This is a genomic window from Agarivorans sp. Z349TD_8 (genome assembly GCF_050870825.2).
Lineage (GTDB): Bacteria > Pseudomonadota > Gammaproteobacteria > Enterobacterales > Celerinatantimonadaceae > Agarivorans.
Map to the genome: position 1 here is coordinate 1,415,970 of NZ_CP194037.2, position 18,292 is coordinate 1,434,261.

An 18,292-nucleotide genomic window follows, 5' to 3' on the forward strand; every position below is an offset into this window, starting at 1 on the left:
TTGTTCATTTGCGCGACTCGGCGAAGATGATGGGATTTAAAAGCGTAACCTTGGCTATCGAGAGTATGAAAGGTTTTTGTTTTTAGAATGGGTGTCTAGTTTATTGCATTCGATATACTTTTCTTTGACGAGCAAAGAAAAGTATATCGCCGTCAGGGCGAAACCCTCACTAATAGATCCCCAAAATAAGCTAACTCATTTTGGGGCTGAACCAATTTAGGGCAATCTGTGATATCTAGTCACATCGAGGTAACGAAACTGACAGATAGCATTTAGACTAATTCACGTAATCACTGTTAACACCAAGCGACTTTGTCGTAATCGCTAATTACCAAGGGACTCTGCTGTTGTCGAAAGCATTTTTGAGGCACCCTATACCATCGCTTTATCGCTGGCTTGTTTCACATCATCGCGCCATTTAGAAGCGAGCACCATTAGCCCCAAAAGTCCTCGCTTTGGCTAATGGTGCTATTGTTATGCGCTTTCTCTAATCATCAGTTCATAAGGGAGTGTTTGATGCAAATTGGCTACACCTTTCTGCTCTATCAATGAAATAATCGTGGTGACAGCTAGTTCGGCCATTTCGACTCTAGGGATGCGGATGGTGGTGAGCCTAGGGTTAATTACTTCGGCGAAATCGAGGTCATTAAACCCTACAATATCAATATCTTTGCCAACTTTTATATCGTAGCGCTGACATTGCATGATGGCTCCGGCAGCCATATCGTCATTGACAAAAAATATTGCATCGGTTTCTGGCCATTGATTCAAAATTTCCGAAATGGCATTTGCGCCATTATGAAAAGAGGTTCGTTCTTTGGTATTAATGAATCGATGATAATCTAAGCCATGTTTTTCCATGACCAGTTCCCATGCTGTTTTTCTCAACATTGCCCGTCTATCTAGCCATGTTGAGCAAAACGCAATATTTTTTCGTTCTTTAGAGATCAAGTATTCGGTTAGCTCTGTGGCAGCATCTGACTGGTTGACACCAAAGTTAGCATCGAAGGTTGGCTTATCAAGGATATCCATAATTTCAACGGCTGGAATATTGCTATTCTTGATCATGGTTTGGGTGGCGAGAGAGTGCTCCGTTTCAGTAAAAATAAAACCATCAACATTTCTTGAAAGAAAATTTTCTACGACTTTTTCTTCCCCAAGTGTTGTATAAGATGAATCACCAATGAGTAAGTTATAGCCAAGGCTTTCACAACTAATCTTTGCCGCGCTAATAATCTCGGCAAAAACCGAGTTTGTGAAACTTGGAATGATTAAAACAATTGATTTGCTGGAAGATAACGCAAGCGTTTTTGCCGCTACATTTGGAATATAATTGAGAACTTTACATGCCTCAATCACCTTCGAGTGAACGTCGGCAGATACCCGATTCGGGTTATTTAATGCTCTAGAAATTGTCGACTTGTTTACGCCTAAATATTCAGCAACATCTGCGATGGTGGTTCTTTTATTCATTTATTATTATCCAAGTGTTGAACACACCCATTTATCGGATGCATTCAAATCGCATTTAATATCGTTGTAACTTAGCTCATCGCGCCATTATTAGGATGACCTAAAGCCAGCCGGAGTCCATCGAATAGATCCTTGCTGGCCCAGCCTTGAGGCTCGTATGCTATCTCATTAGTGTAAGTAAGTTCAATATCATTTAATATTCCATGGATCCCGTCCACCTCTATGATTTGGCCATCTTTAATTAAATCTATGCTGCCTCCTTTTTTGGCTTCGGGAGTGATATGAACGACGGCGGGCACCTTTCCTGAAGCGCCAGATAAACGTCCGTCAGTCACTAATGCAACTTGATAGCCTTTATCATAAATAATCCCCAGTAAAGGAATTAGCTTGTGAAGTTCAGGCATACCGTTTGCGGTTGGGCCCTGGTTTTTAACCACGACGACCACATCTTGCCATAGCTCATCGTTTTGGAACGCTTGGTGAACCGCCAGTTGGCTTTCGAACACTCGCGCAGGTGCTTTTACGATCCGTTTCGCTTCGCTAACCGCAGAAACTTTCATGATCCCTTGTCCCAAGTTACCTTGGAGTAATTTTATACCACCGCTTGGGCTGAAGGGATGCTCAACGTCTGCAATGATAGCTCGATCGCTCACTTTTCGTTCTGCTGTGAGGATTTGTTTTGAAATGGGCTGATTGTTAAAACACAGTGCATCGGGGTGTAATAGTCCAGCGCTTAATAATTCGGCCATGATTGCCGAGACCCCACCAGCATCATGAAATTGATTGACGTCTGCTGGTCCATTTGGGTAAATTTTAGCAAGCAAGGGTACAATATCAGAGAGTTGATCAATGTCTTCCCAGCGTAAGTCTATACCCGCCGCTCTCGCAATCGCGACCAGATGCAAAGTATGGTTGGTGGACCCTCCGGTCGCTAACCAGACAACACAAGCATTGATTAACGATTTTTCTGTAATCACTTGGTACAAGGGTAATGCAGTATTATCCAGCAGCCCGGAAACCACTTCGTTAATCACCGAGGATTTATCCATACAAGCTTTGGATAAACCACTATCGATGGGTTGTAACCCAAGTGCTTCCAACATGACTTGATTGGTATTTGCGGTTCCATAAAAAGTGCAGGTCCCTTCACTGTGATAACATTTACACTCCGTGTCGGTGAGTTGTTCCAAATCGATTTCCCCACGATGAAAATCTTGTCTCGCTTTCGATTTTTCAGCATTGCTGATTCCAGTGGACATAGGGCCTGCGGGTAAAAAAGCACTTGGGATATGACCCCTTGATAGGGCGCCAATTAGCATGCCAGGAACAATTTTATCGCAAGTGCCAAGTAAAACAGCTCGGTCTGCAGTGGCACAAGATAAAGGTATCGCGGTTGCCATGGCGATGACGTCTCGGCTCATCAAGGATAGTTCCATTCCTTGATAACCTTGTACTACGCCATCACATATTGCAGGTACGCCCCCAACAAATATCGCACTGTGTCCAAGCTTGGCACTGATTGATTTTATTTTTTCGGGGTAATGACGGTAGGGCGCATGTGCCGAAACCACTTCGTTATATGAGCTGATGATCCCTAAGGTATAACTTGATTTTTGACGAATAATTGTTCGTCGTTGCTCATCAAGTGCGGCAAACACATGTGCTGCATTGCTGGGTTCGATGGAGTGGGTTGACAGTTGGTTTTCTTTCAGATTTTTTAATCGGCTAAGGTATTGAGTTCGGGAAGAAATACTACGCTGTTCGAGATTCTCGGTGATCTTTGCTAATAGCTTATTACACATAATTAAGTTCTCTTAAATTTTTTACAGTGAGTTCTACGACTGCATTTATGTCATTTTCTAGGATTGAAACCTCAATATAATCGATGGGTTCATTGGTACTCGGTTCAATCAAGGTATCAAATTGGCTTCTGAGCATAGAGTCACCATTGAAATAGTGCTCGCCACGTTTTTTCATCCTTTCGCTAATCACTTCGAATGAACCTTTTAGGTAGACAAATAAGCAACTTTCTTGGATCCCAGCCTGAAGTATTTTTCGATACTCAGGCTTTAAACATGAGCAAGCGATTACGAGGTTTTCATTTGAATCAATGCATGCGGTTGCCATTGTATTTAAGGCATCCAACCAAGGTTGCCTATCCACATCATTAAGTGGGATGTTATGTTTCATTTTTGCGATATTAGCTTCAGGATGATAATCGTCTGCATCAATATAAATATATGATAATAAACTAGATATTGACTCTGCCACGGTGCTTTTACCAGATCCGGAAACACCCATTATAAAGAGTATTTTCTTTTTCATCAATTTGTCTCACCTCACACTTTTTAAAAGTAACCCTTCCAATATAGCTGATCGATATCTAACATGGCAAGCGGTTGCCTTGTTTTGTTTTGAGATGAGGAAGCAAATGTCAATAGGTAATAATATGAAAGTTAAATCGATAAAAGTTTTTGGTAAAGGAGAGGTTGGCCTTGAAGAAACCTCATTTGCGGTTACCGCGGATGAAACGCTTGTACGAGTGACTCGAGGCGGAATATGTGGTTCCGATATTCATTACTATCAACATGGCGGGATAGGCGATTTTAGTTTGTGCCACCCGATGACTCTTGGACATGAAGTCATCGGTCGTATTCATCAAAGCGGACAGACGGTTGCTGTCAATCCAAGTAAAGCATGTGGTAAGTGTTTTTATTGTGAAAGCGGTAATTCTAACCAATGTGTGAATATGGAGTTCTTTGGTAGTGCGATGCGTAACCCCCATGTAGATGGCGGATTTTCGGAATATTTGAGCGTTAGCAAACAGCAGCTTGTTCCCTATGACGACACTATTAGTGACGATGTGATGGCTTTTTCCGAGCCACTTTCGGTTGCGATCCATGCCATCAATCAGGCCGGTGGTGTGTTGGGGAAAAGGGTTTTGGTGACCGGATGTGGCCCCATTGGTTGTCTCATTATTGCAGCCTGCCAAGCTGCTGGCGCAAGTGAAATCATTGGTACTGATTTGAGCGAGCGCTGTAGAGATATTGCTCTTGAGATGGGGGCCGACAAAGTTTACTCCCCATTAGAAAGCTTGCCGACAGAATACACTGCCGATAAAGGCTATTTTGATGTGTCTTTCGAAGCTTCTGCTGCTGTGCAGGCTTTTCATGGCTGCATTGATATGACTCGCGCGAAGGGAGCATTAGTTCTGGTTGGGATGCGACCCGGCATGGTGGATTTCCCATTAACAAAATGTCTGGCTAAAGAAATCAACATTCGCGGGACTTTTCGATTTGTAAGCGAATTTGAAACTGCAGTGAGATGGCTTGAGAAAGGGAAAGTCAATCCACTTCCACTGCTTACACGAGTATTTCCATTTACCCAAATAATTGACGCTTTAAAGCTGGCTGAAGATAAAACTTCGGCAATGAAAGTTCAATTATCATTTGAGAGACAAGATGAAAAATTTATTTGATTTGAGCGGAAAAATAGCACTGATTACGGGTGCTGCACAGGGCATTGGTAATCTTTTAGCCAAAGGTTTGGCTGAACACGGTGCCACCATTGTGATTAACGATATTACTCAAGAAAGAGCAGAAAATGCAGCCAAGGAATTGGTTGATTTGGGGTTTCTTGCATATGGCATTGCATTTGATGTTACGAATAAGCAAGAAATTGTTGATTCCATTAAAAGAATCGAAATGGAAATTGGTGAAATTGGTATTTTAATCAATAACGCCGGTATTCAGCGAAGACATCCTTTTCTTGAGTTTCCTGAACAAGACTGGGATGACGTGATTCAAGTTAACCAAAAGGCCGTCTTTTTGATGATGCAAGAAGTTGGCAAATATATGGTTGAGCGACAGTGTGGAAAAATAATAAATATCGGTTCCATGCAAAGTGAATTAGGCCGAGATACCATTACTCCTTATGCCGCATCTAAAGGTGCAGTGAAAATGCTGACTCGTGGTGGGTGCGTTGAATTAGCAAGACATAATATTCAAGTGAATGGTATTGCTCCAGGATATTTTATTACAGAGCTAACCAAACCCTTGGTTGAAAATAAAGAGTTTACGGATTGGCTTTGTAAAAGAACTCCGGCAGATCGTTGGGGTAAACCTGAAGAACTAATTGGTGCTGCTGTATATTTGTCGTCGGCAGCTTCTGATTTTGTTAATGGGCATCTATTGTTTGTTGATGGTGGGATGCTCGCCGCTGTGTAGTGATTAAAATAATAACCTAATTAAAACGTGAAGGTAATAAAATGAAAATAAAACAATTTGCTTTAACTATATCGTCAATTCTATTGGCGGGTTCAGCTTTGGCTGCTGATATTAGCTTGAACTTTCAAAGTTCTAATTTTACAGGAGAACAGGTTTATACGGTTCAAAAGAAATGGACGGATACTGTAGAGAAATCATCTAACGGTCGTATTCATATTGATTTGCTACCCTTAGATTCAGTATTAAAATCATCAGATATGTTAACTGGTGTTCGCAATGGCATTATTGATGGCGCAATTGCAACCGCTGCAATGTATTCTGGAGAGGACCCAGGATTTGGCTTAATTGGCGATACTATTTCAGCTTGGAATAGTGATGAAGATATTCTCAAGTTCTACTACGGCGGAGGTCTGGAGGTGGTAGATAAGATTTTTCAAGCTTATGGTGCGAAGTTAATTGGTGTTTCTGTGACTGGCTCTGAATCCTTGCCTTCAAAAGTTAAGTTGGAAAAGGTTGAAGACTTTAAAGGGGTTAAAATGCGAGCGCCTTCAGGACCGATCCAAAAACTCTTTGCTAGGATGGGGGCCGCTCCAGTTGGTTTACCGGGTTCTGAGATATATACCGCACTTGAAAAAGGGATCATCGATGCCGCCGATTTCTCTACCTTTGCAAACAACCAAAAGCAAGGGGTTCACGATATAGCGAAGTACCCAATCTACCCCGGTATACATTCTTCACCCACTGTACACGTTATTATGAATCTGAAAAAGTGGAATGCTTTACCAGAAGATGATCAAAGCTTCCTCGTCGAGCATTTTAAAGGTATGGCCCTCGAATCACTATTACAGGCTCACTATGAAGACCGGATTGCTTATGGTGAAGCAATTAAAGAAGGGGTGACGCCGATAGCTTGGGAACAAAAAGAAATTGATAAGGTTAGAGCTTACGCAAAAGCGATTTGGAAAGAAACTGCAGATAACTCAGAAATAGGGAAGATGTATTACGATGTTCTTATTAAATATCTTGATTCTCAAGGTATGCTATAAAACATAATATTGTAAGTTATTAATGGCAGGCGAGTCCTGCCATTAATTTTAAAATGGAAGGTTTATATGAAAAGGTCTTTTTCTGAAAAAATAGATCATCTTTGTGTTAGTGCTGGGGAATGGGTTTCAATCCTGTTTATTGTTGTTGTGGTAATTGGTTTTTTTGAAGTTGTTATGCGTTACGTATTTAACAGTCCAACGAATTGGGTTCATGAAACGACTACATTTTTAGTGAGTATCTCACTTATTTATGGAGGTGTATCTTGTTATGCAAGTAATAAACATATCTGTATGGACTTTATTCGTCAAAGATTTAGAAGAAAAACACAGTGGTGGATGGAATTACTTGTTGAACTATTAACCTTTGTTTTTATGTTGATGCTAACTTACGGATCTTTTTGTGCAACTAAAGATGCGTTCTTTTCTCCTTTCGGTAAATTTAAAATGCAGACTTCTGGGAGTGTTATCGATACTCCATTTCCTGCATTAAACAAAGGATTCTTTTTCCTTTCATGTCTGGTGATGCTACTGCTTTGTGTCACTCATATTTACCGCCATATTGTTAAACGAAATGATCGATTAAATTTGGGGAATCACAATGCTTAGTGTGGTTGGTATTGGAATGGGGACAGCGATTATTTTCGCTGCAATGATTTTTCTTTTATTCATAGGGATGCCTCTCGGATTTCTTACGGGGCTTGTTGCTCTTTCCTTTTCATATCTTTGGTTTGATACGACGGTCATTATGCAAATGGTATCGTCTCGGGTCACCGACTTTACTTCATCGTATACTTTTGTAGCTGTGCCGATGTTTGTGTTAATGGCAACCATGCTCGATAAAACTGGCATTGCCAGAGATCTATACAATGCGATGCGAGTTTTGGCGGGCAGAATAAAAGGTGGAGTGGCCCTACAGAGTATGATGGTGGCGGTATTGCTGGCATCGATGTCCGGTATTATTGGCGGAGAAACGGTGCTCTTAGGGATGCTTGCTTTACCGCAAATGTTACGTTTGGGCTATAACCAGAACTTGGCGATTGGTACTGTCGTTGCTGGCGGTGCTTTAGGCACGATGGTTCCGCCAAGTATTGTACTGATTATTTATGGCATGACCGCCAATGTGTCTATTGGTGATCTATTTTTAGCCTCAGTCCCCGCAGCGGTATTACTTTCTAGCCTTTACATGTTGTATATCTTGATCCTATGTCATATTAACCCAAGCTATGGTCCGGCGATGGATGCAAGCGAATTAGAAGGTTTAAGTCGAGAAGATAAAAAGAAAATTGCGAAGGATATTGCGATACCAGTTGCGATTGCCGGATGGATATTAGGCAGCATTTACGGGGGAATTGCGTCGGTTACTGAATCAGCCTGTGTTGGGGTCGTCGGGGTCGCGATTGCGGCTTGGTACCGTAATGAGCTTAACTTGAATATCATTTTTGACGCCTTAAAACATACCCTAAAAACCGTCGGGATGATTATCTGGGTTGGTATTGGTGCCACGATGATCATTGGGGTATATAACCTGATGGGGGGAGATAAATACATTGCAGATCTATTTATTGGTTTAGATGCGCCGCCAATTTTTACCATTCTAATCATGATGGGCGTTTTGTTGGTACTGGGTATGTTCCTCGATTGGATTGGCGTTGCTATGCTAACCATGCCCATATTTGTTCCCATCATTATCGCATTAGGTTACGACCCGGTCTGGTTTGGGGTTCTATTCTGCGTCAACATGCAGGTCTCATTCTTAAGCCCACCATTTGGTCCAGCGGCATTTTACCTCAAGAGTGTAGCCCCGGCTGGTATCGAACTCACTGATATATTCAAATCCGTCTGGCCGTTTATTTGTATGCAGATAGCCGTATTAGCTTTGCTGCTCACTTTCCCTGAAATTGTGACTGTTTTATTGTGAGGTAAGTATGTCTGATTTATTGAACAAGCTTTCGAAGCTTAAAGTTGTCCCAGTGATTGTTGTTGAGCATGCTCAGGATATATTGCCTTTAGGCAAAATACTTGTTGATAACCATTTACCCGTAGCAGAAATAACCTATCGCTCATTCGCCGCTGAAAATGCAATTAAGGCATTGCGCGAGTCACAGCCTAAGATGTTGATTGGTGCAGGCACAGTGTTGAATGAAGCGCAGGTGATATCGGCCAAAAATGCGGGAGCAGATTTTATTGTTTCACCAGGCATTAATCCTAAAACCATTGAGGCATGTATCCACCATAACATTCCGATTATTCCAGGCATTAGTCGCCCTTCAGATGTTGAATTGGCCTTGAATTATGGCATTCATCTCGTGAAGTATTTCCCGGCGGAGGTCTCTGGCGGGATCCCCATGCTTAAAGCCTTACTTGGTCCTTATTCTATGTTGAATATTATGCCGACAGGCGGGATTTCGGAAGGTAACATTAATGATTATCTTGCTATCGATGCGGTTGTTGCCTGTGGTGGCTCATGGATGGTTGATAAGCAACTCATTCAACAATCTGACTGGGATAGCGTGAGTGAATTGGTGAAACGCACTGTTGCGCTGGTTAAGCAAGCGTGATGCCTAAGCCAAGCCATCATCGCTGCTGATCCGCACCATATACCTTGTGAATCTAAATTGATTCACAAGGTATATATTAATTATTAGTTGTTTGTCATCAGCGCTTAGACGGCCCTTCCAGAATTTTAGACATATTGAAGCCTGAAATACTAAAGCCTAGTGCTTGGTAGAGTTTGAGCGCACGTTTATTCTGGTAAGCAACTCTAAGCTTGATTTGTTTTATACTCTGCTGCTGAAGCTGAGCTTCTAGAAGCGCAATCGCTTGCTTAGCATAACCTCGACCTCGATAGGTTTCGTTAACATAAAAGTCATAGATGAATGTCGCCTGGTCCTCTGTATTAATGGCATGCCATAAATAGCCCACCACATTTGATTGATTGTCTATGCTGATTTCAAGACATAATAAGGCGTGTTGTTTGGTATCTAGACCATTTGGAAAGCTAAGCTGTAATGCTTTTTGTGCCATCTCGATTGCAAGGTCTAGCGGGTGGCCATAATTTTCTGCAATTTCACGGCTGTAATCATCAATGAAATACTCACAATATGCGGGATACTCGTTTTGTTTCATTGGCCTAAGAGTAAGCATCTTCTTCCTTTTTCCTTTTAGAGCTAATAGTCGCGTTCAACCTTAGCGATTCTAGTTTTAAATGATGAATACCAATGCTCTCGACCCATTTTTTGAGCTTGCTGATGTTCTATATTGGCTTTCCAATGTTTGATTGAGTCAAGATCGGACCAGTATGAAACCGTAATCCCTAGTTCTTCTCTGGCAGACTCAATGCCAATAAAGCCAGCTTGCTTGGAAGCGAGTGTAAACATTTTTTCGGCCATTTCAGCATAGCCCTGATCACCTTCCGTGCGAAGAGAGGTAAAAATAACGGCGTAATAAGGTGGTGCTGGTGTCTCGGCCATTAACGACATATGCGCTCCTGATGTTATTTAAGGCTGTTTGTCACTGTTCAATATAACTCTCTCTAATAATCGTAGCCATGTTTGCTCCACTTGGTTTGACGGCATTGCATCATGGTATTTGATTGTTAGATGCTTACAAAGCTGATGTTTTCGAGTTTAATTGATTTAACATCTTGGCAATGACTTAAGCCTGGGAGGAGGATAGCAAGAACTCATTGGCGGCTAAAGCCTTATACTCATCTAACTCATTGTCGGTTCATTCTCGCAGCTATAAATCAGCGCTAACTGCATTATTTTTCTTGTAATTAGAGCCACTCGTTAGCGCACTTTATCTCTGGTTATTGGCAGATTTATTCTGTGCAATAAGTTGATCTGATGACTCATCCGCTTGGTATTAAGGGGCTTTAACAAACGTGGTGCAATATAAAATGCTAGATAAGCTGAAAGCTGAGTGGGCGTATTTAGAGATTTGCACGCTTTAGGTTTTGTTGTGTAGTCGCTAAATCAAGCAGAGTCAGCTGGGACGCTATTCTGCTTGATTTAGCTATCGAGCAGCGTGGCTTTCACTATCGCGCAAACCACGCTCTGAATTGACCTTATCTAATTAGATAGTTCAATTTTGTTATAGTCGATGGTATTCCCTTTTGGTGAACATTTTATTTTGACGACTTGGCGATAGTGGGTCAGTAAAATATAGCCAAAGCAGCCTAAGATGAGTCCTATCGCTAATGCGCCAACCCACTGGATTTGTAGAAAATCTAGTTTGAATAATAGTGTTAGCCCACTGAGTACGGCAATATTACCGATAATATAGCTTGTTTTGCCAAAGCGCTGTACGGTTAAATTTAGGTTATCGGTATACAAGCGCACCAATGAATCAAGCGAATTGATCACAAATGTTACCCCAACAAATACCATTGCTAAATTGTAAAATCCCGCTACAGGAATTGCATTGACACTATAGTAATATAGTACCGTGAACCAAATGGCGATAGGGATCGATGGGAATACCATCATCGCAATTAACACTTGATAAGTTCTAAATCCGCCGACAAAACGTGCGGTAAACTGACCAATCATAATGCTCCAAGCAAACCACCAAAATAAGTAAAATTCATGGTAGTCGTTAATCGGTAAGACAAAGTGATGTAGATTGGCAAAATAATCCCCAATTAGCGCAAAGGTTGAGAAGAATTCACCAAGACCCGAACCATCGGCAAGGAATGCGCCAGCCCACATTAAGCCGATTAAAGCTAAAAACAGCCAGCTGCTCGCCAAGCTTAAAACTCTTACGTAGCGAATGTTGGTACTCGAATATACCGCCGTGGCAATCACCAATAATACGATTAGATAAAAACTGCCTACGATGGTCTCGCCATCACCCAACTCTGGTAAATACCAGGGGAGATTCACCAGTAATAAGTAAGCAGTAAAGGCGCAGGTACCAATGATAACAATGTTGTTGATGAGTTTAATCAACGGGATTTCGAAAAACTTAACTCTGGGCTCTATCACACAAAAGTAGAAGCAGGTTAAGAAATAGAATGCCCAAATAAAGAAACCCCAAAAACCAAATTCTATCGCTAATGGATTACTAAAGGCGTATTCAGGGCTGGTCACTAAATCCGCGTATCCAGAAAACTCGGTGAGTGGGAACATGATAAGCCCGACATCTAATCCCGAGGTAAATAGGATGGCGATAAAGGTAAACTTACGCACCGGAGTGACCCCAATACACTGGATGTTTCCCCAACGGTAAATGATAAATGCAATGGCAACGAAGGTAAATAAAATGCCGATAGATAGCCAAGTCGTCATCATTTGGCCTCCGAAGGTATATAACTAGCAAACATAATTAATTCCTTATTTTATGTTTTAACTGCCAGGTCTCAATTTTTAATAAAGGCTTTTGCCATCAGACCTTAAGTATCGTGCGGACGATAGTTAAAACCTGATAAATTGAACTTAGCTAAGGGACCATTTGCGAAATCGCGTCGGTTGGTCCGTTACCGCATATTTGTGATAAGCGAGGCGATCCCCCATTTATTACAATAAAATGATAGCGATGGCTGATTAGCTGGCCGGCCGTTTTGCAGCCCGTAAGCGCTGATTATTTTGCCAGTCTTCTGCAACCACGACTTCAGCGGTGCTAGGCGCCAGAGTTGCTACACCCAAAACCATATCTGCGGCGCGCTCGGCCAGCATAATGGTGGGTGAATTCAAGTTGCCATTAGGGATGGTTGGAAAAATCGAAGAATCAATCACCCTAAGGCCCTCAATCCCATGAACCTTTGTTTCTGAGTTCACCACTGACATCTCATCTTCACCCATTTTGCAGGAACAAGACGGATGATAAGCACTCTCTACCGAATTTCTGACAAAACGGTCAATTTCCTCATCGCTTTGTACGCTTAATCCAGGCTGAATTTCTTCACCGCGATATTCGTCTAAGCCTGGTTGATTAATGATTTCTCGGGTTAAACGAACACAGGCTCGAAAACCTTCGATGTCGTCTTGATGAGATAAATAATTAAATTGAATTTTCGGTGCCGTATGTGGGTCGCTAGAAACCACTTTCACAAAACCTCGACTCTTGGGTTTGTTATGACCGATATGCACCTGAAAACCGTGGCCGGCAAAGGCTTCTTTACCATCGTAGCGCATCGCTGCTGGTAGAAAGTGATATTGTAGGTCGGGCCACTCTAAGTTTGCTTTGGAACGAATAAAGCCACATGACTCAAAATGGTTGGTTGCACCTAAACCCGACTTATTCAGGATCCAACGGGTTCCAATTAACATTTTGTTCCAAGGGTCCAGCTTTCCATTAAGAGATATTGGTTTTAAACACTTAAATTGAAAATAGAACTCGAGGTGATCTTGCAGGTTTTCGCCCACACCGGGTAGCTGGTGAATTTGTTCTATGCCAGCTTTGGCTAAAGTACTCGCTTCACCAATGCCCGAAAGCTGTAATATATGTGGAGAACCGATGGAACCAGCAGATAACAAGACTTCTTTATCACTAAATACATCAATGACTTGTCCTTTACGCTCGTAGCGCACGCCGACCGCGGTTTTACCTTCAAATAATACTTTGTGCACCAAGGCATGGGTAATCACTGTTAGGTTATCACGCTGCATAGCGGGTCGGAGGTAGGCATTTGCGGTCGACCAACGAACACCATTTTTTACCGTCATATGCATCGGGCCAAAACCTTCTTGTTGCCCGCCATTATAGTCTGCAGTCGCCAAATAGCCGGCATCTACCCCTGCATTTACAAATGCTTGATACAAGGGGTTCTTCATTTGATTGCCGTTATTGACCGCAAGTGGCCCCGTATCTCCTCGGTATTGATTACCGCCAAATGACCAAGTTTCGGCTTTCTTGAAATAGGGCAAACAATGCGCATAATCCCAATTCTTTGCCCCATGTTGCTGCCATTCGTCAAAATCGCGCGCATGACCTCGCACATAGACCATGCCATTTATCGATGACGAGCCGCCCAGTACTTTTCCTCGAGGACAATGCATACGGCGCTTGTCTAAAAATGGTTCTGCTTCGGTTTCAAACTGCCAGGCATATTTTTTAGTATTCATCGGAATGGATAATGCGGTTGGCATTTGAATAAAAATACTTTTGTCACTGCCTCCAGTTTCTAATAGCAACACCCGATTGCTCGGATCTGCTGATAAACGATTGGCCAGCACACAGCCAGCACTACCCGCGCCTACAATGATGTAATCTTGCTGAGCGTTGCTCATATTTATTCCTTAAAATGGGCTTTCAAGTGGCTGCATGCCCACATAGACCGCTTTAGTTTGGGTATACGCTTTTAATGTTTCGCTGCCATTTTCTCGGCCAATACCAGACATTTTATAGCCACCCACTGGCATTTCAGCTGGTGAAGCACCATAGGCATTGATCCAGCAAATTCCAGCTTGCAACTGATGTATCACTCGATGTGCACGGTTAATATCTTGAGTAAATACGCCAGCGGCTAAACCTAGTTGGGTATGATTTGCCCGCTCAATCACTTCGTCTTCTTCGCTAAACGTTAGTATCGACATCACCGGGCCAAATATTTCTTCTTTTGACAAAGTCATATCGTCGGTGCAATCCGTGAAAATTGTTGGCGCAACAAAGAAACCTTCGGGTGCATTTTCTGGTTGTAAGGCGCAACCACCAGTGAGTAGTGTCGCCCCTTCAGCTTTGCCAATTTCGATGTAATCGAGGACTTTCTGTTGATGTGCTTTTGATATCAGCGCACCAAAATTGGTGTTTGGATCCATCGGATCGCCGCAAACAATGTTTTGTTCGGTGCGCGCGATTAAACGCTCGATAAAACGAGGGTAAATATCTTGTTGCACAAACACTCGTGTGCCATTGGTACAGATTTCACCCTGAGTATAAAAATTACCTAACATGGCCGCAGAAACAGCATTGTCTAGGTCTGCATCATTAAAGATGATCAGCGGTGATTTACCGCCTAACTCCATGGTGACTTGTTTTAATGAGCTAGCAGAAGCTTGCATCACTTTTTTGCCAGTGCCTACTTCACCAGTAAAAGACACTTTGGCAATATCTTGGTGCCCTGTTAACCAAGCGCCAACTTGAGCATCGCCTTGAACCACATTAAACACGCCATCGGGAAGACCTGCCTGAGTCAAAATTTCAGCTAAGCGCATTGCGCCGCGCGGGGTTTCCTCTGAGGGTTTAAAAATCATGGCATTGCCACAGGCCAGCGCAGGGGCCGCTTTCCAGCAAGCAATTTGCAGAGGATAGTTCCAAGCGCCAATTCCCGCACAAATTCCAAGAGGCTCACGGCGGGTATAATAAAAATCATCGCCAATCGGTTGCTGACTTCCTTCAATGCTTGGCGCTAAGCCTGCAAAAAACTCAATTGAATCGGCACCTGTCACGACATCAACCACCGATGCTTCTTGCCATGGTTTGCCGGTATCCAGAACTTCAAGCGCAGCGAGTTCATCATTGTATTCACGCAATAAAGCCACGGCTTTTAACAAAATACGGCTGCGTTCGATGGGGAGCATTTTTGACCATGTGCTAAACCCAGATTGAGCACTCTTTATGGCCGCTTCTTGAATCGCTTGATTGGCCGTTTCAACCAGGTAGCTGACGCGACCAGTTGCCGGGTTAATGACTTCAAATGTTTCACCCGTACCATTAGATATATATTGACCATGAACATAGTTTTGATAAACGACTAACGATGGCATCAAGGTTTCTCCATACTGGCCAATTACTGCTTTAGTTCTCGTTTTCATACCGCTGCAGAGTTGCCTGTATTTTTAAGTTGTTGTATCAGCGCGACATCAAAAGTGCGGCTGTAATTAGATATGTTATACCGAGTGATTTGGCATAGATAAGCCTAAGCTTCGTTTAAAAAACAATCAGCTGGGTGTTTATTTGATTACGATCCTAATGATTAGAGCTCTAATTATCAAGTGGTGAATAAGTATTTACTGAATTGTAAATTTATACTCAATTAGATAACACATTGTTTTAAATGTACTAATTAATATAACGCTAGTCATGTTCAGATCAATAAAAGATATAATTACAGCTAAAACAATTTGAATTGTAATCATTTTATAGCTGTACTGATGAACGCACAGCCCTGACGGGCGTGGTTCTCATCAAATGGTCGCAGAGTGCAAATAACGCTCACCTTTTAAAATAAACTCTACTGACATTCGTTCCGATGTTACAGGTCGTTGGCTGGGTAAATGATGATAAAAGGGGATGCTTCAAACTCGATAAAGGGTTTATATCTTAGGACTAAATTACGCTAGTTTTTTGGATGTTCGTTGGTGACTGATGAGAAGGAAACACTTGTTTGTTTGAGGAGTGAAAGGTCCATGGATAACACATTTAGTTGTCAAAAAGAGCTACCTATTATGCCGGTGCCAGAGCTAAATGAAACCTGCGGTAAATTCATGGAATGGGCTGCGCCATTATTGACGGAACAAGAGCGAGGTCAAACTCGAGCGCTTATTACGCGGTTTCTTCAGCCCGGGGGGGAGGGAGAAAGGCTACAGCATGATCTGATTGAATGGGCTCAAGCCCCCGCAATTTCTAACTGGTTCGCCCCTGTTTGGCGTGACTTTTACTTAGCATGTCCCAAATCGCTGGTGATCCACAGTAACGTATTTTACTACCTGAAAAGTAAGCTTGATGAAAAAACAAACTCACAGGCAACTATTGCCGCTGCGCTGATTGTGAGTGTTTACCAGTTTATCGCTTTGATTGATAACAAAACCTTGAAGGTTGACATGCAAAAAGATCTGCCACTTTGCATGGAACAGTATCAAAATATTTTTTCTGCAACCAGAATACCGCAGCAAGGCACTGATGCTCTAAAAGTCGGGTCGTCTAGAAAGCATATTGTAATCATGCATCATCAGCGGATCTATCAGCTCAATGTCTTGGATGAATACGGTAATATTTACGCCCCATCTGCACTTAAAGCTGCGTTTGATGAAATTCTTTCTGGTTCAGAGAAAGGACAAAACTTTGGTTTACTCAGTACTTTGCCACGCGATAACTGGGCAAAAAGTAGAGCCGATTTACTTGACATATCGGCGAGAAATGGCGAGCGAATGCGCATTATCGAAGATGCTGCTTTTGTCGTGAGCCTTGATGAAGATTGCCCGGAAGCACTCACCGAGATCTCAAAACAGTTACTTCACGGTTCTGGACAGGATCGCTTCTTTGACAAATCACTGCAGTTTATTGTTTTCAAGAATGGTAAAACGGGGATCAATTTTGAGCACTCAGGCGTGGATGGTTCGGTCATGCTTCGTTTAATCGCTCATATTTATGACACGATTGATCAGTGTTGTTTGCCTCAAGCGAAAGTTTCTGCGAAGAGAAATCAAGCGGCTGTTCCTCTCGTTGAAGAAATTGAGTTTGATTTAAACGATGATTTGAAACAAACGCTTTGCTCTGCGGAGGATTGGTTCGCTCTGCATGTTGCCAATACTCAAACCAGAGTTTTGAATTTTACTCAGTTTGGTAAAAATCAAATTAAACAATTTGGCGTCAGCCCTGATGCGTTCGTGCAGCTTGCGCTGCAGTTGGCTGAATATAAACTCTATGGCAAGTGCTTCAGCGCCTACGAAGCTGTGATGACTCGAACCTTTCTCGGTGGGCGTATCGATGTTTTGTATACGGTTTCTCCTGAATCGATGCTGTTTATCGAAAGTATAGGTGCGGCCAATTGTTCTACAGAGGCCAAAAAATCGGCGCTGATTCAAGCGACTCGCAAGCACGTGGCACGAGCCAAGGAGTGTCGTTTTGGTCAAGGCGTTCATGCGCATTTACTGGCCTTAAAATATCGTTATACCAGCGTGGGGGATGCGCTTGGTATTGAGAATCTTCCGCAAATATTTAGCGACGTGGGTTATCAAGCACTGACACACAGCATTGTGTGTACCAGTACCACATCAGAATACGGCGTTGAGTTGGCAGGTTATGGACCGATTGTCGATGACGGCTTTGGGATCCGTTATTTTAAGCAACATGATTCCATTTGTTTCAATATGACCAGTAGAACGGCAATGCAGGACAAACTTGAGCAGATGCAAGCTTATATAGAGCAATCACTGCTTGAAATGGCGGAGTTAATGCGAAGCTAGTATTGTTTGGGCTTCAGGTGCTAGGCGTAAATTCACTTCTATTCGAAGTGACAGTGAATTAAGTGAGTTGGTGCTTACTCCTGCCAAGGGGTTCCTAATCGCATCGATGATGTCGCCGCCTAGTTCTAAGCTTAATCATCGCCTACTTCGCACTCATTTTTGTCGTCTTTATGTTGACATCATTCAATAACATCACACTTATCATTGACCGTGGGCCAGCAGAAGGTCACCGCGGGTTTCCTCGAACATGATGTCGCCCTTGGAGTCATACTTGGCGAAGAGAGGCTCGGGTATATGCTGCCTATATCGCCCAGTGGTTAATGCGCATAGAGAATCTATAAGGCTTCTGTTGGGGCAGATAACGATATATTTTTCGAATCAATACTGAACAATAAATTGCAGTGAACGCAGCAGCGGAGGT

The 18,292-nt window shown here is 42.6% G+C and carries 15 protein-coding genes; 7 read left to right on the forward strand and 8 right to left on the reverse strand.

The window, feature by feature from the left end:
• Positions 1 to 474 precede the first annotated feature (474 nt).
• The 3 genes from ACRRS1_RS06380 to ACRRS1_RS06390 form a co-directional block, all read right to left on the reverse strand.
• Entirely contained in the window at positions 475 to 1,473 is a 999-nt protein-coding gene (locus tag ACRRS1_RS06380) for a LacI family DNA-binding transcriptional regulator (protein ID WP_432453987.1), read from the reverse strand.
• 71 nt (positions 1,474 to 1,544) lie between these two features.
• On the reverse strand, positions 1,545 to 3,275 hold the full coding sequence (locus ACRRS1_RS06385) for a dihydroxy-acid dehydratase domain-containing protein (RefSeq protein ID WP_432453986.1): 1,731 nt from the start codon (positions 3,273 to 3,275) through the stop codon (positions 1,545 to 1,547).
• Positions 3,268 to 3,798, reverse strand: a complete 531-nt coding sequence (locus ACRRS1_RS06390) for a gluconokinase (RefSeq protein ID WP_432453985.1) — start codon at positions 3,796 to 3,798, stop codon at positions 3,268 to 3,270. Before ACRRS1_RS06390 ends, ACRRS1_RS06385 begins: the two co-directional genes overlap by 8 nt.
• A gap of 79 nt (positions 3,799 to 3,877) precedes the next feature.
• Here ACRRS1_RS06390 and ACRRS1_RS06395 point away from each other — a divergent pair, with 79 nt between their 5' ends.
• The 6 genes from ACRRS1_RS06395 to ACRRS1_RS06420 all read left to right on the forward strand — a co-directional run bounded on the left by ACRRS1_RS06395 (position 3,878) and on the right by ACRRS1_RS06420 (position 9,303).
• On the forward strand, positions 3,878 to 4,951 hold the full coding sequence (locus tag ACRRS1_RS06395) for a zinc-binding dehydrogenase (protein WP_432453984.1): 1,074 nt from the start codon (positions 3,878 to 3,880) through the stop codon (positions 4,949 to 4,951).
• Positions 4,935 to 5,699, forward strand: coding sequence for a gluconate 5-dehydrogenase (gene idnO, locus ACRRS1_RS06400; protein ID WP_432453983.1), 765 nt, complete (start codon positions 4,935 to 4,937; stop codon positions 5,697 to 5,699). The genes ACRRS1_RS06395 and idnO overlap by 17 nt, the downstream gene beginning before the upstream one ends.
• A gap of 41 nt (positions 5,700 to 5,740) precedes the next feature.
• Positions 5,741 to 6,745, forward strand: a complete 1,005-nt coding sequence (locus ACRRS1_RS06405; protein WP_432468140.1) for a TRAP transporter substrate-binding protein — start codon at positions 5,741 to 5,743, stop codon at positions 6,743 to 6,745.
• 66 nt (positions 6,746 to 6,811) lie between these two features.
• Complete coding sequence (locus ACRRS1_RS06410) at positions 6,812 to 7,351, forward strand: TRAP transporter small permease subunit (protein WP_432453981.1); 540 nt, start codon at positions 6,812 to 6,814, stop codon at positions 7,349 to 7,351.
• Positions 7,344 to 8,663: a TRAP transporter large permease gene (locus tag ACRRS1_RS06415; protein WP_432453980.1), complete on the forward strand. Its 1,320-nt coding sequence runs from the start codon at positions 7,344 to 7,346 to the stop codon at positions 8,661 to 8,663. Before ACRRS1_RS06410 ends, ACRRS1_RS06415 begins: the two co-directional genes overlap by 8 nt.
• Before the next feature lie 7 nt (positions 8,664 to 8,670).
• Positions 8,671 to 9,303 (forward strand): bifunctional 4-hydroxy-2-oxoglutarate aldolase/2-dehydro-3-deoxy-phosphogluconate aldolase, encoded by a 633-nt coding sequence (locus ACRRS1_RS06420; RefSeq protein WP_432468139.1) that lies wholly within the window; start codon positions 8,671 to 8,673, stop codon positions 9,301 to 9,303.
• A 97-nt stretch (positions 9,304 to 9,400) separates the two neighbouring features.
• Here ACRRS1_RS06420 and ACRRS1_RS06425 read toward each other — a convergent pair whose 3' ends face one another.
• The 5 genes from ACRRS1_RS06425 to betB all read right to left on the reverse strand — a co-directional run bounded on the left by ACRRS1_RS06425 (position 9,401) and on the right by betB (position 15,450).
• A complete protein-coding gene (locus ACRRS1_RS06425; RefSeq protein WP_432453978.1) occupies positions 9,401 to 9,889 on the reverse strand; it encodes a GNAT family N-acetyltransferase in 489 nt (162 codons plus the stop codon).
• 23 nt (positions 9,890 to 9,912) lie between these two features.
• Entirely contained in the window at positions 9,913 to 10,224 is a 312-nt protein-coding gene (locus ACRRS1_RS06430) for an antibiotic biosynthesis monooxygenase family protein (RefSeq protein ID WP_432453977.1), read from the reverse strand.
• Between the two features lie 591 nt (positions 10,225 to 10,815).
• A complete protein-coding gene (locus ACRRS1_RS06435) occupies positions 10,816 to 12,033 on the reverse strand; it encodes a BCCT family transporter (protein ID WP_432464710.1) in 1,218 nt (405 codons plus the stop codon).
• Between the two features lie 255 nt (positions 12,034 to 12,288).
• Positions 12,289 to 13,974, reverse strand: a complete 1,686-nt coding sequence (betA, locus tag ACRRS1_RS06440) for a choline dehydrogenase (RefSeq protein WP_432468138.1) — start codon at positions 13,972 to 13,974, stop codon at positions 12,289 to 12,291.
• 9 nt (positions 13,975 to 13,983) lie between these two features.
• The gene (betB, locus tag ACRRS1_RS06445; protein WP_432468137.1) at positions 13,984 to 15,450 is read right to left on the reverse strand and encodes a betaine-aldehyde dehydrogenase; all 1,467 of its coding nucleotides are present in this window, start codon (positions 15,448 to 15,450) and stop codon (positions 13,984 to 13,986) included.
• A 642-nt stretch (positions 15,451 to 16,092) separates the two neighbouring features.
• Here betB and ACRRS1_RS06450 point away from each other — a divergent pair.
• Positions 16,093 to 17,871 (forward strand): choline/carnitine O-acyltransferase, encoded by a 1,779-nt coding sequence (locus tag ACRRS1_RS06450; protein ID WP_432468136.1) that lies wholly within the window; start codon positions 16,093 to 16,095, stop codon positions 17,869 to 17,871.
• The last annotated feature ends 421 nt before the right edge of the window (positions 17,872 to 18,292 follow it).

Excerpts from the sequence above, each read along its gene's own strand:
- ACRRS1_RS06380 (WP_432453987.1), bottom strand. The coding sequence starts at position 1,473 with ATGAATAAAAGAACCACCATCGCAGATGTTGCTGAATATTTAGGCGTA.
- ACRRS1_RS06385 (WP_432453986.1), bottom strand. The coding sequence starts at position 3,275 with ATGTGTAATAAGCTATTAGCAAAGATCACCGAGAATCTCGAACAGCGT.
- ACRRS1_RS06390 (WP_432453985.1), bottom strand. The coding sequence starts at position 3,798 with ATGAAAAAGAAAATACTCTTTATAATGGGTGTTTCCGGATCTGGTAAA.
- idnO (WP_432453983.1), top strand. The coding sequence starts at position 4,935 with ATGAAAAATTTATTTGATTTGAGCGGAAAAATAGCACTGATTACGGGT.
- ACRRS1_RS06405 (WP_432468140.1), top strand. The coding sequence starts at position 5,741 with ATGAAAATAAAACAATTTGCTTTAACTATATCGTCAATTCTATTGGCG.
- ACRRS1_RS06410 (WP_432453981.1), top strand. The coding sequence starts at position 6,812 with ATGAAAAGGTCTTTTTCTGAAAAAATAGATCATCTTTGTGTTAGTGCT.
- ACRRS1_RS06415 (WP_432453980.1), top strand. The coding sequence starts at position 7,344 with ATGCTTAGTGTGGTTGGTATTGGAATGGGGACAGCGATTATTTTCGCT.
- ACRRS1_RS06420 (WP_432468139.1), top strand. The coding sequence starts at position 8,671 with ATGTCTGATTTATTGAACAAGCTTTCGAAGCTTAAAGTTGTCCCAGTG.
- ACRRS1_RS06425 (WP_432453978.1), bottom strand. The coding sequence starts at position 9,889 with ATGCTTACTCTTAGGCCAATGAAACAAAACGAGTATCCCGCATATTGT.
- ACRRS1_RS06430 (WP_432453977.1), bottom strand. The coding sequence starts at position 10,224 with ATGTCGTTAATGGCCGAGACACCAGCACCACCTTATTACGCCGTTATT.
- ACRRS1_RS06435 (WP_432464710.1), bottom strand. The coding sequence starts at position 12,033 with ATGACGACTTGGCTATCTATCGGCATTTTATTTACCTTCGTTGCCATT.
- betA (WP_432468138.1), bottom strand. The coding sequence starts at position 13,974 with ATGAGCAACGCTCAGCAAGATTACATCATTGTAGGCGCGGGTAGTGCT.
- betB (WP_432468137.1), bottom strand. The coding sequence starts at position 15,450 with ATGCCATCGTTAGTCGTTTATCAAAACTATGTTCATGGTCAATATATA.
- ACRRS1_RS06450 (WP_432468136.1), top strand. The coding sequence starts at position 16,093 with ATGGATAACACATTTAGTTGTCAAAAAGAGCTACCTATTATGCCGGTG.